Here is a 15576-nt window from a genome sequence, read left to right as displayed (position 1 = left end):
CCTTTTTATTAACAACTGTATAATATTTATGCATACGATTATATCACTGTTTCAGCATGTTTTCAAATTCCTTTTCATTAATTATTTTAACCCCTAGTTCCTTAGCTTTTTGAAATTTAGAACCCGGTTCTGAGCCTACAACCACATATGAGGTTTTTCTGCTTACAGAACCCGTCACCTTACCGCCCAAGTCTTCAATAAGCTTTTTTGCTTCATCCCTTGTAATTTTAAGGGTTCCTGTCAAAACAAAGGTCTTGCCTTCAAATATATTGCCGGCTTTATTCTCCTGATATTTTTCCATGTTTATCCCGGCTGCTTTCAGCATATCTAATATTTTAAGATTTTGTTTTTCTTCAAAAAAGGCTATAATGCTGTCCGCTATTTTAGGACCAATCTCAGGTATATCTGTTAATTCTTCGAAACTTGCTTTTTTAAGATTGTCCATCGTTTTAAAATGCTCTGCAAGCAATTTTGCCGCTTTACTTCCTACAAGTTTAATTCCAAGCCCGTAAATCAATCTGTTTAAGTCCCTTTTTTTACTTTCTTCAATAGCATTCAAAAGATTCTTTGCCGACTTATCACCCATCCTTTCAAGCTTAACTAAGTCATCATATTTCAAATAATACAGGTCGGCAATATTATGTATAAGATGGTTATCAAGAAGCTGTGCTACAACAGCATCCCCCATGCCATCAATATCCATGGCATCCTTTGATGCAAAATGTATAATACCGCGCCTCACCTGTGCAGGACAATTAAGCCCAATGCATCTCCTTACAGCTTCACCGGGAAGCCTTACTGCAAGTGCACCACATTCCGGACATTTATCAGGCATTGTGAATACCCTTTCTTTACCGGTTCTTTCCTCTTTGACAACCTCAACAACCTCAGGTATTATTTCACCTGCCTTTTGAATTATTACCGTATCACCTATCCGTATATCTTTGTTTTTTATGTAATCCTCATTATGGAGTGTAGCACGGCTAACAACCGTACCTGCTATTTTAACCGGTTCAAATATTGCAGTAGGGGTTAGAGCGCCTGTCCTGCCAACCTGTATTATTATATCTTTAATCTTGGTCTTTTGCTTCTCTGCAGGATATTTGAAGGCAATTGCCCATCTTGGATCTTTTGCGGTAGCCCCTAACAAGTCTCTTTTATCCAATTGATTTACCTTGATAGCAGCACCATCCGTATCAAAAGGAAGGTTTGCCCTTACCGTATTTAAATATTCTATTGCTTTTATAGCTTCGTCTATATTTTTACATTTAATAAGATACGGACTTACCTTAAATCCTTGTTCCTTTAAGAAGTCTAAGGCTTCTATATGTGTTTTTAAATTCACACCTTCTATATACTGCAAATTAAACACGAAAATATCCAAATCTCTTTTTGCTGTTATTTTAGGATCCAACTGTCTCAAAGAACCGGCTGCCGCATTTCTGGTGTTTGCAAATAGACTTTTCCCCTCTTTTAACCTCCTTGCATTGAGTCTTTCAAAGGCTGCCTTCGGCATAAAAACTTCTCCTCTGACTATAAGGTTTAGATTATCCTTAAGCTTTAAAGGAATGGATTTAATAGTCTTTAGATTTGATGTTACATTTTCTCCCACAAATCCGTCACCTCTTGTGGAGCCGACCGTAAAAATCCCTTCTTCGTATATTAATTCTACCGAGAGCCCATCAATTTTCAGCTCAACCACATATTCCACATCACCTACAGCAGACCGTACCCTTCTATCAAAATCTTTAAGTTCAGCAATTGAAAAAGCATTTGCAAGGCTTAACATAGGTACTTTATGTGTAAATGGCTCAAAGAATTTAAGGGGTTCTCCCCCTATTCTCTGTGTGGGTGAATCCGGCGTCTTTAACTCGGGATATTTTTCTTCAAGTTCAATAAGTTCTCTCATCATCATATCATATTCATAATCGGATATCTCCGGACTATCCAATACATAATACCTATAATTGTGATAATTAATCTTGTCTTTTAATTCTTTTATTTTTTCTTCAGGGTTCATGTGATTCCTCCATTATCAGGATATCCTTTTTATTGGGGCATATTTGACAGACAGCCTTTTTAAACCGAGTTTAGGGAAAGCTGCAACTATTTCAAGGTCCTCACCGCTTCCTTCAACTGTTACAACGGTACCCTGCCCCCAAAGCTTATGTTCTATCCTGTCGCCAAGATTAAAATTTTTATTATCATTTTTATTTTTGCTGGCATGTTTTGCATCAATACACGTTACAAAGTTGTTTATATATGATGATATGTGTTGATACACACTCTTTTGAATTCCTCCTTTGTCATATGTCACGACAAGTTCATCAGGTATCTCCTTTAAAAACCTTGAAGATGCATTATACTGCGTCCTCCCATATAAATTCCTCGTCTTGGCATATGTCATATAAAGAAGTTCCTTTGCGCGCGTTATACCTACGTAGCACAGCCTTCTTTCTTCTTCAAGGGCATGTTCATCCATAAAAGAACGGGAACCGGGAAAAATGCCATCCTCCATACCCACCATAAATACAACCGGAAATTCCAAGCCTTTTGCTGAATGCAAGGTCATTAAAACTATACTGTCGCCGATCTCTCCTGCTGTGTCAATATCTGATACAAGGGTTATTCCTGAAAGGAAAGCTTCGAGGGACTTATCTTCCGAGTTTTCTTCAAATTCTTTTGCCGCTAAAATAAACTCATTTATATTTTCGATTCTGCTTTCAGACTCCTTTGTATTATCAGCTTTAAGTTCATCAATATAACCTGTTTTTTCTAAGATGCGGTCTATTACTTCTGTTATTGACAAGAAATTGAGTTCTTTCATCATTTCTTCCATAAATATTTTGAACTCATTTGCTGATTTTTTAGCCTTTGGATTTATATCTGCCTCTGTTATTGCAAAAAACATGCTTGTGTTGTTATTTTGGGCATATTCCTCGAGAACCTTTATCGTAGTATCCCCTATACCTCTTTTGGGAACGTTGATTATGCGCTTTAATGATATGTCATCATATGGATTTACCAAAATTCTCAAATACCCCATAACATCCTTGATCTCTTTTCTGTCATAAAATCTCAATGCTCCGATTAGTTTATAAGGTATGTCATTCATCATTAAAGCCTCTTCAAATATACGTGACTGTGCGTTTGTTCTGTATAAAATGGCAAAATCAGAATATTTCCTGCCTTTTTGCGTTAATTCTTTTATCTGTTCTATAACAAAGGTTACTTCCTCTCTTTCATTGTTCAGTTCACATATGGTAATTTTTTCACCATTCCCATTTTGAGTCCATAATTTTTTCTTTTTCCTTTTTATGTTATTATCAATTACATAATTTGCTGCATCAAGTATCGTCTGAGAAGAACGGTAATTCTGCTCAAGCTTTATCACACATGCATCCGGATAATCCTTCTCGAAATCAAGTATGTTTTTAATGTCTGCACCCCGCCAGCCGTATATACTTTGGTCATCATCGCCAACCACACATAGATTGCGGTATTTTGATGCAAGCATATTGACAAACTTATATTGAGGCGTATTTGTATCTTGATATTCATCCACCATAATATATCTGAATTTATTCTGATAATATTTTAGCACAGATTCATCTTTTTTAAACAATTCAATTGTTTTAATTATAATATCGTCAAAATCCAGTGCATTATTCTTTTTTAATTTATTTTCATATAATTCATAAATATCACATATCTTTTTATTTCTAAAGTCATTGCCACATTCAAGCAAATATCTGTCAGGTGTTATCATCTTATCCTTTGCCGAAGAAATAGCATTCAACATTCCCTTTGGTGTAAACTGCTTATCATTGAGATTTAATTCTTTTATGCAGTCTGTTATAAGGGCTTTTTGGTCTGTAGTATCAAATATGACAAAATTCCTGTCATACCCGATTTTTTCAATATCCCTTCTTAAAATTCTCACACAGGCGGAATGAAATGTCGAAACCCATAAGTCTCCGACATATCCCAATAAGCCTTCTATCCTGTCCTTCATTTCTTTTGCCGCCTTATTTGTAAATGTGATTGCAATAATATTTGCAGGGGATATCTTTTTTTCTTTTATAAGATATGCAATTCTATGTGTAAGCACCCTTGTCTTGCCGCTGCCTGCCCCTGCCAGCAGTAAAAGGGGACCATCTGTCCTTAATACAGCCTCTTTCTGTTTGTCATTAAGTTTATCAAAAATATTCATCAATTTCACTTCCTTATTTATATTGTAGTAGTTCACGCCGGTTTTATCAATAGAAACAGTCTAAATTGATTTATGTCTGATTTTTTTCTTCAAATCTATCCAGTACCATCTTATATCCATTTGCCCCATAATTCAATGCCTTGTTTACCCGGCTTATTGTGGCAGTACTTGCACCTGTCTTTTCAGCTATTTCTAAATATGTCTTTTTATCATTAAGCATCATGGCAACCTGCAGCCTCTGTGCCAATGATTTTACTTCATTTATTGTGGCTATATCTTCAAAAAAACGGTAACATTCATTAATATCTTTTAACATTAAAATCGCTTCAAAAAGCTTGTCCACATGTTCATCTCGGATTCTGGAATCGTACATACTCCTATCCCTCTCTCAAAACGTATTAAATAATCATTTATATTGTACTGAACTTTTAATTATATTTCAATTTTTAATTTCTAAATAAAATCATTTTTTTAATATCCGCAATATAAGGAAGCCTTAATACTTCATTAATTGCAAAATAAACAATAGTCCCGATTATAACAGATAAAAAGATGTTTACCCATAAATTTAGGGTTAAAAACTGACTATATAAAAACAAAACAATTATACCCATAACAGCGGCAGAAATAATTGGTTTAATAAACCAGTTCAGATAATCTATTTTTAATTTTGTCAATTTGATTAAAGCAAACATATTCAAAATCAAAATTAAGGCGTCTGCGAAAATATAACCATAAATATAACCAAAAAGCCTCCATTCAGGTATTGCTACAAAGCAATACATTGCAACTACCGCAATGACAGTCCAGATAACAGAATTCCTCAGTACGACATTCTGCCTTCCAAGTCCATTTAATATACTTGATACAATAGATTCCATATAAGCAAATATACTTCCGGCAGCGATTGCCTTAACAAGCTCAGCAACTCCCGGACTTTTAGGATATAAAAGCATTGATATCTTATCTGGAATTACAAGAAACAATATTATTACAGGAAATGAAATCATCGTTGTATATCCTATTGCCTGATTTATTCTTAAACGTACTGTCTCCCACTGTTTAAGGGCAGCCGCTTCAGATACCGCCGGTAAAATCGTTATTGAAAGGCTCATTGTTATTACTGCCGGCATATATGCAAGGGGGTATGCCATACCAGAAAGCTTGCCATATTCAGAAACTGCTTCCTTATGTGTAAGCCCCGATATAATAAGCCTTTGCGGGATTATAAGGGATTCAAATAAATCCAGTATGTTTACAATCATTTTAGAAAAGGTAATCGGCATAGATGTATAAATGATGCTTTTCCCTATATAAAGACAACTTAAGTTGCCGCCGTTATCTTTTAATTCCTTGTCTATGTATCTTCTTTCACTTCTATAAAAAAATACATACATTAAAAAACTTATAACCTCTCCTATTGCTATGCCGAATATCGCTATTGCTACGGTATATTCAACTTTTATACCTGTATAAATACTAAAGAGATACAGTGTCAGTGATACCCTCACTATCTGCTCAACTATTTCCGATATTGACGCCGGTATCATATTAATAAAACCCTGAAAAAAACCTTTAAATATAGAAGATGAAGAAACAATGATAAGTACTGGTGAATAAATAAGTATTGCAAGGTACGCCCTTGGTTCATGAAGGATGTTTTCTGCAATGTATTTAGCATTAAAAAATAAAACTGCAGATATCAGAAAACCTATTATAAATACGATAATAAAGGACACTTTCATAATATTGAATATGTTTCTTTTATTCCCCTTAGCTCTTTCTTCAGAAATAAACTTTGATATCACAGCAGTAATTCCTGATGTTATGAAGGTAATTGAAACAAAATAAATTGGCAGTGAAATTTGATATATGCCGGTACCTTCCGAACCTAAAAGGTTCGATAAAATTATCCGGAAAACAAAACCTATTCCCCTGTCAACTATATTGGCAATTGTTAAAATAAAAGCACCGCGGACAAATGACCTATTGCGCATATATTACACCTCACAATAAGTTTATTCACGGTACTTAATATATATGATAAAACAGAGAGTTAACGATTATTTAATACTAATTCAGCTTTGATAAGACCTCTTTTGCATATTCTTTAGCCGTAAAAAGTGAATGGTCTCGGTAATTGCCGCATTGTATCTCATTAGTGGCAGGAACATCCTCCTCTTTCGACTCTATAACCTTATTTAGTACCTTCTTCAGCACCTCTTTTATTTCCTCAACTGAAGTGTCACCAAATTTTATCATATAAAAGCCTGTTCTGCATCCCATTGGAGATATGTCTATAATATCATCCATATATTCCCTGAAATACACCGCAAATAAATGCTCCAACGTGTGTAATCCGCCAGTCGGAATCGCGTTAACATTAGGCTGTGTTAACCTGATATCATACTTTGTTATGATATCACCCTTAGGTCCTGTAAGAATACCGGCCTTTCTCACGTATGGCGCTTTAACAGTACGATGGTCAAGACTAAAACTTTCTACTTTTATATCCATGAAAAATCCCTCCTGTTTTTAATAAATTATCAATAACATATGAGTTATTCCTTACATAAATCATAATGAATCACTGTAATTAAATAATTTTTTTAAAATACGTTCATGCTTACATTCTGATTTTACTTCATTTAAAAAATTAATGGCTGTCATGACATGTACTGCCATACCGATTAAGATGCATTTTTCATCAATATTGAATTTGTTACTATGTATAGGTTTATCTATTCCCTTTCCTTTATTTCCACATCCAAGTTTGTAATAGCATCCCGGTACATATTTCGTAAAATATGCAAAATCCTCAACCCCCAGTGTCGGCATAATATTTTTTATATTGGTATCCCTTAGTATGCTTAATGCACTTGATTTTACCAATTCAATCATTTTCTCATCATTTATAAGACAGGGATAGCCTTGAATCCATGAAAATTCAATACTTCCACCCATGGCTTCTGCAATATTTTCGGCAAGGTGTTTTATCTTTGATGCAGTTTCATCCCTTTTTGTTTCATCAAACATTCGAATTATTCCAGACATATCTACCTTATCGGCAATAATATTCCTTGCATTTCCACCTTTAATACTGCCTATTGTTATAACTACGGGCTCAAAAGGATTTATATTTCTGCTTACAACTGTTTGAAGTACATTTATTATATTCCCTGCTATTACTATCGCATCAACGGTTTTGTGAGGCTCAGCCCCATGTCCGCTTTTACCTTTTACTGTGATATCAAACATATCTGACGAGGCATAAGCCTTACCATATGTAATCCCTATTTCCCCTGCGTCAATTCCTGGGTCAACATGCAACCCGATGATCCCATCAACATCAGGATCTTTCAGAACCCCTTCTTCAATCATGGGCAGTGCTCCACCGGTGGTTTCTTCCGCAGGCTGAAATATAAACTTTACATTACCTTTCAGTTCATCTTTCATATTTGAAAGGAGTTTTGCTGTCCCAAGCAGTATGGCAGTATGTACATCATGACCACATGCATGCATTTTACCGGGTATTTTTGATACATAGTCGATATCATTTTCCTCTTGAATAGGAAGCGCATCCATATCAGCTCTTATAGCTATTGTCCTATCACCGTTCCCATTTAACAAGCCAACGACGCCTGTCTTAGCCATTATTTTTACATCAAGACCAATATCCTTTAAATAACTGTATACAAGTTCGGATGTCTTTGTTTCCTCAAAACCCAGTTCAGGGTACATGTGAATTTTGCGTCTTAAATTTATTATTTCATCTTCGATTTTTTTCGCTTCTGATAAAATATTTAGCATACTTATCCCCCACTTTAATAGTTTTCTATATCAATTGTGTTTATAGATGTAAATTTTTCACCCATCAATACTTCAGCGGCTTTAATAAAGTTGTTTTTATCCCCGCTTACAAAAAATTGTATATTACCTTTTGCCTGAGGATTTAACAAATCGTATTTTTTTAAATAATCTTTAGCATCAAAAGAAAGCTTAATTGCAGGGTCAATCAATTTTATATTTTCCCCAACAATTTTCTTTATTGTTTCAGATATTATGGGATAATGGGTACATCCCAGCACAAGGGTATCTATATTTTTATATTTAAAACCGCTTAAATATTCATATGCTGATTCATATGCCTCATCACTATTCGCAAGACCTCTTTCAATAAGAGGTACAAAATCCGGACAGGCAGCAGAATAAACCTCTATACCTTCATTGATGGCTTTTATATTTTTATCATAGCTTAAGCTTTCAATTGTTCTCTTAGTTGCAATAACCCCTATTTTTTTGTTTTTTGTAAACAGAGCAGCACTTTTTGCCCCTGCTTGAAGCACATCAAAAAGCACTGCATCATATTCCTTTTTATCTATTGTTGCACAGGTTGTGTTGCAGGCTATTACCACAGCCTTTGCATTTTTTTCTTTCATAAAATTTATGATTTGCCCAGCAAATCTTTTTATCTCCTCTTTGCTTCTATCACCATAAGGCACCCTTTTAGTATCCCCAAAATAAATATAATCCTCTCCGGGTAATATTTCAACAAGCCTTCTTAATACCGTCAGTCCACCGACACCTGAGTCAAATACTCCTATGGGTCTTAAGTCCATCTCACCACATCCTATGATTTATAATATCTATTATATCATATCACAAATTTCTATAGTATAAAAAATAAAGAGCTTTTTGTTTTATAAAAAGTGTGTCAAAAAGAGATTGGATTATTGTCAAAACCAGAGCAAAACAAAATTATCAAACAGCTAAAAGAGGAAGAAGGCTTCTCAATTCGGCAAATTGAAAGAGCAACTGGAATTTTTAGAGGTATTATAGCAAGATGTTGACAATTAAGGTATGTCCCCTTTTGACTCATCTGGAAAGGGACTGCAAAAGCGGGCAATACCATTTTTTCAAAATATCACAAGTAATGATGGTGAGCCTCTACTGCAATCTTATATATTCTAACACCTGATGGTCTTATCGAATATGATAATGTATCAATAAAACTAATAATTATTGTAAAAAAAGAAACAACCATGAGGTTTTTTATGTCTACCATTTATTCACATCTATTCAACAAATTTACGAACAACCGGCGGAATAAAAAATCCAAAACCGCCAGGATACAAACATACAAATTTCAATGTAAGATGGTTAAAATCATGGACGGCAAAATAAGATTATCTGTACCCAGACAGCAGAAAAAATACTTATAGGAGTGCGAAGTGCGCCAATTTATTAGCGGTGTAGTTCACTCATACATATTATATTTCATAAAATTTTTTCAATGTTTTTATTTGTTTATAAGCTGTGATATAATCGATAATACTGGAGGGTGCATAAGATGATACAAAAAGAACACAATAGATGGATTATACTTTCAGCAGTAGTAATTGGAAGTATTATGGGACCTATTGATTGTAGTGTAGTCAATATTGCAATGCCCGCTTTTACAAAAATATTTAACACTAACATAACAACAGTAAGCTGGGTATCAATGATATATCTTTTGATAGTAAGCAGTCTTATGATGACTTTTGGACGACTAGGAGATATGGTTGGCTACAAGAAATTATATCAATCGGGACTTTTAACATTTTCAATAGCATCTGCTATTTTAACTTTATCAGCAAATATATATATACTTATATTTTTAAGAGCCTTTCAGGCTGTTGGTGCAGCAATGCTGATGTCTATGTCGTCAGCAATAATAACTTCCATTTTCCCTGCTTCAGAAAGAGGAAAAGCTCTTGGCATCAATGCAATGTCTATATCTATAGGTCTTGCTATTGGCCCTACTTTAGGCGGATTTCTTTTGACTTATCTTGGTTGGAAATCAATTTTTTATATAAATATTCCAATAGGTATTGCCGGCTATATTTGGGCACATATTGTAATACCAAATAATACTGGTGTTAAAGAAAAATTTGATATTTTAGGATCAATATTCGGATTTATTTTTTTATCCACTCTGCTTCTATATATATCAGAAGGCGGCGAATGGGGCTGGACCTCTTCCATAAGTAATATAACTCTTGCTATTTATATAATATCATTTATAATATTTATAACAGTTGAAAAAATGGTAAGTTTTCCAATGCTCGATTTTACTCTTTTTAAAATACGTTCTTTTACCTTTGGTAATATAAGCACTTTTTTAAATTTCATGGCTCAATATACAATGACTTTTTTAACACCTTTTTTACTACAGCACATAGGTTATAGTACAGAAAAAATGGGTATTATTATGACGGCTTTCCCTTTAGTCATGTTTATAGTTGCTCCTATTAGCGGAATATTATCTGACAAATATGGTGCTCAGATTTTATCAACAATAGGTGCATTGATATCTGCACTTGCTCTTTTTCTGATGTCTACATTAAATTTTAGATCAACTATGTTTGATGTAATGATACGTCTTTCGATTTTTGGAATAGGAAATGCTATTTTCCAGACCCCAAACAACAGTGCAATAATGGGTAGCGTACCAAAAAGCAGATTAGGAATATCTTCAGCTTTTTTGGCTACAATGAGAAATATTGGTATGGTTATGGGAATCGCTTCTGGTACTGCAATATTTACTAACATGCTTAAATTTTATAAGTCTATAAATTATCCCGCAAACAATGCATTTTTAACTGCACTAAAAGATGCTTATATAGCTGCAGGAATTTTCTCACTAATATGCGCTGTAACTTCTCTTGTCAGGGACAATATTAAAATAACCAATAATAGAAAGGAATGATTTTATGGAGCAAACTTTGGCTATTGTAAAACCTGACGGGGTTAAAAGAGGACTAATCAGTGATATATTAAAGCGATATGAAAATAAGGGTTTAAGATTAAAAGCTACCAAAATTGAAGATGCACTTCCCGGAACAATAAGGGGTGATTTTGCCAGTGATACTACATATAATATTATACATGGTTCTAACAGTGTAGAATCTGCAAAAAGAGAAATCTTATTATGTTTCCCTAAACTCAAATGAATATTTTTCTGGACATTGCATAAACTCTAATAGAATAAACTCTATTGGAGATAAATATATGCCTAAAATAACTGTACATAGCAAAGCAAACCAATATGGAATAATATATGGAAAAATGTATATGACTTTGTTATTGATTTTAATATGTATGTTATGACTTTATTGGTCTGTTATTGCTATTTTTAATCTCATTAACCATTTTTGAACCGTTTTTGGGCAGACCTCCCCCCTTCTTGAACTGCAACTTGCTCATGTTTTTGTGTTTTTGCCGTTTGTTATTTTAACATCTTGTAATGCTACTCTTTTTAATAATTCAATTGCTTTTTTTAATATCTTCAAAAACATTATTATAAAACATACGATTGTAAGTTTAAATAAATGCATCCTAAAAATTTACTACATCATTTATAAAATTTTTAAAAATAAAGGATTTTTAAGATTTATGTCGAAATAATTTATGTAAATTCAATATCATAAAGATGGAGGAAGTTTTTATGTTAATATTAAAGCAGAAAACAGCTAAGGCATTAATAGGGTTTATGCTTTGTTTTGCTATTCTTTTAATGCCAATATTAGGTTTGGCAAAACCTACATATAAAGCAATATTTACAATAGGTTCAACTAATTATACAGTAGGCGGCACAACTAAAACAATGGATACGACTGCATATGAAACAAATGGTCGTACGTTAGTACCTGCAAGATACCTTGCGGAAGCATTAAATGCTGAGTCTTATTATGATGAACAGACACAGGTTGTAACATTTATTAAAGACGATACAACGATACAGTTCACACTTGGCAGCAAACAAATGTCCCTAATAAGGAATGGCGCCGAAGTAACAACAACAATGGAAACACCTGCAACAAGTTTAGATGCTTCAGGTAATGATGTTGGAAGAACATTCGTACCTGCAAGATATGTAGCAGAACCATTTGGTTACAAAGTAGATTATAATGAGGCAAATCAAGAGGTACTGGTTTATTACCCAGATACACCAGAAACAACGCCACAACCGGCACCGCAGCCGACGCCGCAGCCGGTACCACAGCCAACACCACAGCCGACACCGCAGCCAACACCACAGCCGATGCTACAGATACAAACAATAGGTAAAGACTTTGTCTGGAAATATAATAATAAAACCTATTGTTGTCATATAGAAGTACCTTCAGATCTTTTAAAATATGATAGGAATATAACAGAAATAATAAATAAATTTTATAGTAGCAATGGTGTAGAACAATCCCAACAGTTATCAAATATGCCTGATGAAATTAAAACCTTAGTTCTCTCTTACTCTGAATCAGCACATGGTAACCTTACATCATGGGTTAGCGAAGAATACAACTATACTTATATCAGTTATCTTTCAAAATATTTATTAAAGCAGGCACAATCAGACGGTTATGATAATTTTCATACTGCGGAGTTTGTGCAAAGCTTTGTGGGAGGTGCTATTCCATATAAAATTACAGAAACACCTCAATTACCAGCACAAACCTTGGTTGATGGCGGAGATTGTAAAGATAAATCAATTCTCTTAGCATCTATCTTGAAGAATATGAATTATAAAGTAGCTTTATTAAAGTTTGATCCGTTGTCAGGACAACAATATGGTCATATGGCAGTAGGAATCGTTCTTAATGATAATGATATTCCATATAGCTTAGGTTATGCACCTTATTATTATGAGTATAACGGAGAAAAGTATTATTTTATGGAAACCACAACACCTGGTTGGTCATTAGGGCAAATAAGCAATGAAAAGTTAGAAGAAAGAGCACATGTTTATCCCGTAAATTAACTTAGTTATATGATGAAACAAATTGACAGCTTAGTAAAAACGACAAAAACTTTGTAAATATAGTAAGGAAGCAGTACATTTGAAACCAATAACAGCATCAGCGCCGTTTTTTTGGCTTCTTTAGCAACTGATACAGCAGCTTTAAGAGATGTAGGGTCAGCTATTATACGTGCTTATTGATACTTACTAATTGTAATATTTCAAATTTTTTGCCTGGATAAGCGTCAAGCGTAATGACAGGGATACACGTTGTATTTAAAGCTTTAATGTTTTCTTTTAATTTACCAAATATAAAGACGTCTTCCTGATTTTTTATTTAATTATTGCATAAAGAAATCTAACACGAGTCAAAAGGGGACGTACCTTAATTGTCAACATCTTGCTATAATACCTTTAGAAATTCCAGTTGCTCTTTCAATTTGCCGAATTGAAAAGCCTCCTTCCTCTTTTAGCTGTTTGATAATTTTGTTTTGCTCTGGTTTTGGCAATAATCCAATCTCTTTTGGTTCCTTGCCATCTTGTCTCAACCCAGTATTTACATGTTCATATACATCTTTTTTTACGTGGTATTTCTCCTCTATTACGGTACAAAGCGCTTTTCACATAAAGACTTATAAAGGCGGCTTCAGCCGCCTTTTAACTTTTTAAGCCCTTCTAAACAATACCCAAGGCTAAACCATTGACAGTAACTGCATATCTTTTCCATTTTTTCTTCAGTCATTTTCTCTTTAATTCTATTTGTGACTTCCCTATAGCTCAATATCTCCCCTGACCTTATATCTAAAACTTCTAAAACTGCCCTATCTTTTCCTTTTACACTTCCTGGATACTCTTCCTCTGTACATTCTCCATTTACATTATTTGGACAAGCGCAACAGATTTTATCCACACTATCCACAACTTTTATCAACATATCCTGTTCATTATTTAATTGTTTAATGATTTTAACCATATTTAAAATAAATTTTTCATCATATCCGAGTCCCATAAAGCCCAACATACACAATAAATGATGTCCTCTTATTTTCATCTCAATTTCTCCTTTGCACAATGGAAATTCATATAGACTTAAAGAAACGTAGGAATGGATAAAGAGTCAGAATATTGCTTGATTTTTCATACACTTAGTAGAGGAAAATTCGATTGAAATTTGGTGCATCTTTCACTTGACAAATGCAACTAAATAAAAGTGCATAGAATAAATTCTTAAAGCTTGCTCTTATTAAATACTATTCATAACCTAAGGCATCTTCTTTCCAATATTATATCAAAGTGTGACAAATAAGGAACGTCCCCATTTGTCACACTATACCGATGTCCTTTCTGTAATACATTCCTTTGAAGTTTATCTTTTTAAGTTCATCATATGCTTTTTCCCTTGCTTCATCATATGAATTTCCAAGTGCTGTCAGTGCAAGTACTCTTCCACCTGACGTTACAATTTTGCCGTCTTTTAAGGTTGTTCCTGCATGGTATGCAAATATGCCCTTCAGTTCACCAAAGCCAGTTATCTCAAAACCTGTTTCATAATTACCCGGATAGCCCTGTGATGCTGCAACAACGCATACCGCTTTTTTATCTTCCCATTCGATTTTTATTTTATCAAGTTTTCCATCTATTATTGCCTCCATTATGTCAACAATGTCGGTTTTTAGAAGGGGCAATATAACCTGCGTTTCAGGGTCTCCAAACCTTGCATTGAATTCAAGAACTTTGGGTCCTTCCCTTGTAAGCATCAGACCCGCATATAGAACACCTTTGTATACAATCCCTTCTTTTCTAAGGGAATTAATTACTGGTTTTAATATCTTCTCCATAACTTCAATCTGCAATTTCTCATCGAAATATGGATTTGGTGCTACATTTCCCATTCCACCCGTATTAGGTCCTTTATCGCCTTCATAAATCTTTTTATAATCCATAGCTGAAATCATCGGTACAATTGTTTCTCCATCAGTAAATGCAAGAACAGATACTTCCTTGCCGAAAAGCATCTCCTCAATAATAATGGTATCTCCTGATGTGCCGAATATTTTTTCCTTCATCATAAGGTCAATGGCTTCTTTTGCCTCTGTAAAACTTTTTACAAGAAATACTCCTTTCCCTTGCGCAAGCCCGTCCGCTTTTACCGCAACCGGATACCATATTTCCTTTAAAAATTTAAGTGCCTCTTCATATTTGTTAAATGCTTTGTATCTGCCTGTAGGAATATTATATTTCTGTAATAACCACTTTGAAAAATTTTTGCTTCCTTCAATTGCAGCTGCGGCACTTCGCGGTCCGAATATTTTTAAACCCGCATTTTCAAATTCATCAACAATACCTTGTATTAAAGGTACTTCTGGTCCCACCACCGTTATATCTATACCGTTCTTTAAGGCAAATCTTTTTAATTCATCGATGTTACTGACATTTATATCAATACAATCGGCAAGTTGAGAAATACCGGCATTACCCGGTGCACAATAGATCTTGTCTACCTTCGGGCTTTGTGATAATTTATGGACGATAGCATGTTCCCTGCCTCCGCCTCCGACAACCAATATTTTCATGCTTAACA

The 15576-nt window shown here is 34.2% G+C and carries 15 protein-coding genes and 1 pseudogene; 5 read left to right on the top strand and 11 right to left on the bottom strand.

All coding sequences use genetic code 11. The annotated features are described in order from the left end of the window. Positions 1-43: 43 nt before the first annotated feature. The 7 genes from ligA to murI form a co-directional block, all read right to left on the bottom strand. Positions 44-2020 (bottom strand): NAD-dependent DNA ligase LigA, encoded by a 1977-nt coding sequence (gene ligA / locus AC0LWJ_RS00550; protein WP_474238355.1) that lies wholly within the window; start codon positions 2018-2020, stop codon positions 44-46. A gap of 15 nt (positions 2021-2035) precedes the next feature. Then, the gene (gene pcrA, locus AC0LWJ_RS00545) at positions 2036-4216 is read right to left on the bottom strand and encodes a DNA helicase PcrA (RefSeq protein ID WP_474238357.1); all 2181 of its coding nucleotides are present in this window, start codon (positions 4214-4216) and stop codon (positions 2036-2038) included. A gap of 67 nt (positions 4217-4283) precedes the next feature. Further along, a complete protein-coding gene (locus tag AC0LWJ_RS00540; RefSeq protein WP_284679620.1) occupies positions 4284-4586 on the bottom strand; it encodes a YerC/YecD family TrpR-related protein in 303 nt (100 codons plus the stop codon). 73 nt (positions 4587-4659) lie between these two features. Then, on the bottom strand, positions 4660-6210 hold the full coding sequence (spoVB, locus tag AC0LWJ_RS00535; protein ID WP_474238360.1) for a stage V sporulation protein B: 1551 nt from the start codon (positions 6208-6210) through the stop codon (positions 4660-4662). Between the two features lie 76 nt (positions 6211-6286). Then, on the bottom strand, positions 6287-6730 hold the full coding sequence (locus tag AC0LWJ_RS00530; RefSeq protein WP_474238361.1) for an S-ribosylhomocysteine lyase: 444 nt from the start codon (positions 6728-6730) through the stop codon (positions 6287-6289). 60 nt (positions 6731-6790) lie between these two features. Further along, positions 6791-8023, bottom strand: a complete 1233-nt coding sequence (locus AC0LWJ_RS00525) for a M20 metallopeptidase family protein (RefSeq protein WP_474238362.1) — start codon at positions 8021-8023, stop codon at positions 6791-6793. Positions 8024-8037: 14 nt separating this feature from the next. Beyond that, positions 8038-8832, bottom strand: a complete 795-nt coding sequence (gene murI / locus AC0LWJ_RS00520) for a glutamate racemase (protein WP_474238364.1) — start codon at positions 8830-8832, stop codon at positions 8038-8040. Positions 8833-8922: 90 nt separating this feature from the next. Here murI and AC0LWJ_RS00515 point away from each other — a divergent pair, with 90 nt between their 5' ends. Further along, on the top strand, positions 8923-9063 hold the full coding sequence (locus AC0LWJ_RS00515; protein WP_503031448.1) for a hypothetical protein: 141 nt from the start codon (positions 8923-8925) through the stop codon (positions 9061-9063). Between the two features lie 74 nt (positions 9064-9137). On the opposite strand, the gene AC0LWJ_RS00510 is transcribed toward AC0LWJ_RS00515, so the two are convergent. Further along, positions 9138-9278 (bottom strand): hypothetical protein, encoded by a 141-nt coding sequence (locus tag AC0LWJ_RS00510; RefSeq protein WP_474238366.1) that lies wholly within the window; start codon positions 9276-9278, stop codon positions 9138-9140. Between the two features lie 285 nt (positions 9279-9563). Here AC0LWJ_RS00510 and AC0LWJ_RS00505 point away from each other — a divergent pair, with 285 nt between their 5' ends. The 3 genes from AC0LWJ_RS00505 (at position 9564) to AC0LWJ_RS00495 (ending at position 13016) form a co-directional block, all read left to right on the top strand. Then, complete coding sequence (locus AC0LWJ_RS00505) at positions 9564-10964, top strand: MFS transporter (protein WP_474238369.1); 1401 nt, start codon at positions 9564-9566, stop codon at positions 10962-10964. Positions 10965-10968: 4 nt separating this feature from the next. Continuing rightward, positions 10969-11208 carry a nucleoside-diphosphate kinase gene (locus AC0LWJ_RS00500; RefSeq protein WP_474238372.1) on the top strand — a complete coding sequence of 80 codons (240 nt, stop codon included), beginning with the start codon at positions 10969-10971 and terminating at the stop codon, positions 11206-11208. Positions 11209-11702: 494 nt separating this feature from the next. Next, entirely contained in the window at positions 11703-13016 is a 1314-nt protein-coding gene (locus AC0LWJ_RS00495; protein ID WP_474238376.1) for a copper amine oxidase N-terminal domain-containing protein, read from the top strand. Positions 13017-13387: 371 nt separating this feature from the next. Here AC0LWJ_RS00495 and AC0LWJ_RS00490 read toward each other — a convergent pair whose 3' ends face one another. Next, entirely contained in the window at positions 13388-13543 is a 156-nt protein-coding gene (locus tag AC0LWJ_RS00490) for a hypothetical protein (RefSeq protein WP_474238378.1), read from the bottom strand. Between AC0LWJ_RS00490 and AC0LWJ_RS00485 the strand changes: the two are divergent. Beyond that, a pseudogene (locus AC0LWJ_RS00485) lies at positions 13535-13633 on the top strand (ABC transporter permease); the annotation flags it as partial. The gene AC0LWJ_RS00490 and the pseudogene AC0LWJ_RS00485 overlap by 9 nt on opposite strands. Before the next feature lie 8 nt (positions 13634-13641). Here the strand turns inward: AC0LWJ_RS00485 and AC0LWJ_RS00480 are convergent. Both AC0LWJ_RS00480 and purD read right to left on the bottom strand, forming a co-directional pair. Beyond that, the gene (locus AC0LWJ_RS00480) at positions 13642-14046 is read right to left on the bottom strand and encodes a DUF1284 domain-containing protein (protein ID WP_474238380.1); all 405 of its coding nucleotides are present in this window, start codon (positions 14044-14046) and stop codon (positions 13642-13644) included. 271 nt (positions 14047-14317) lie between these two features. Beyond that, complete coding sequence (purD, locus tag AC0LWJ_RS00475) at positions 14318-15568, bottom strand: phosphoribosylamine--glycine ligase (protein WP_474238383.1); 1251 nt, start codon at positions 15566-15568, stop codon at positions 14318-14320. Positions 15569-15576: the final 8 nt, after the last annotated feature.

The sequence above is a fragment of the Aceticella sp. 75b-Ac genome, from assembly GCF_056032965.2.
Note: the sequence above shows the minus strand (reverse complement) of the source record. Positions and strands in the feature narration are given on the sequence as shown.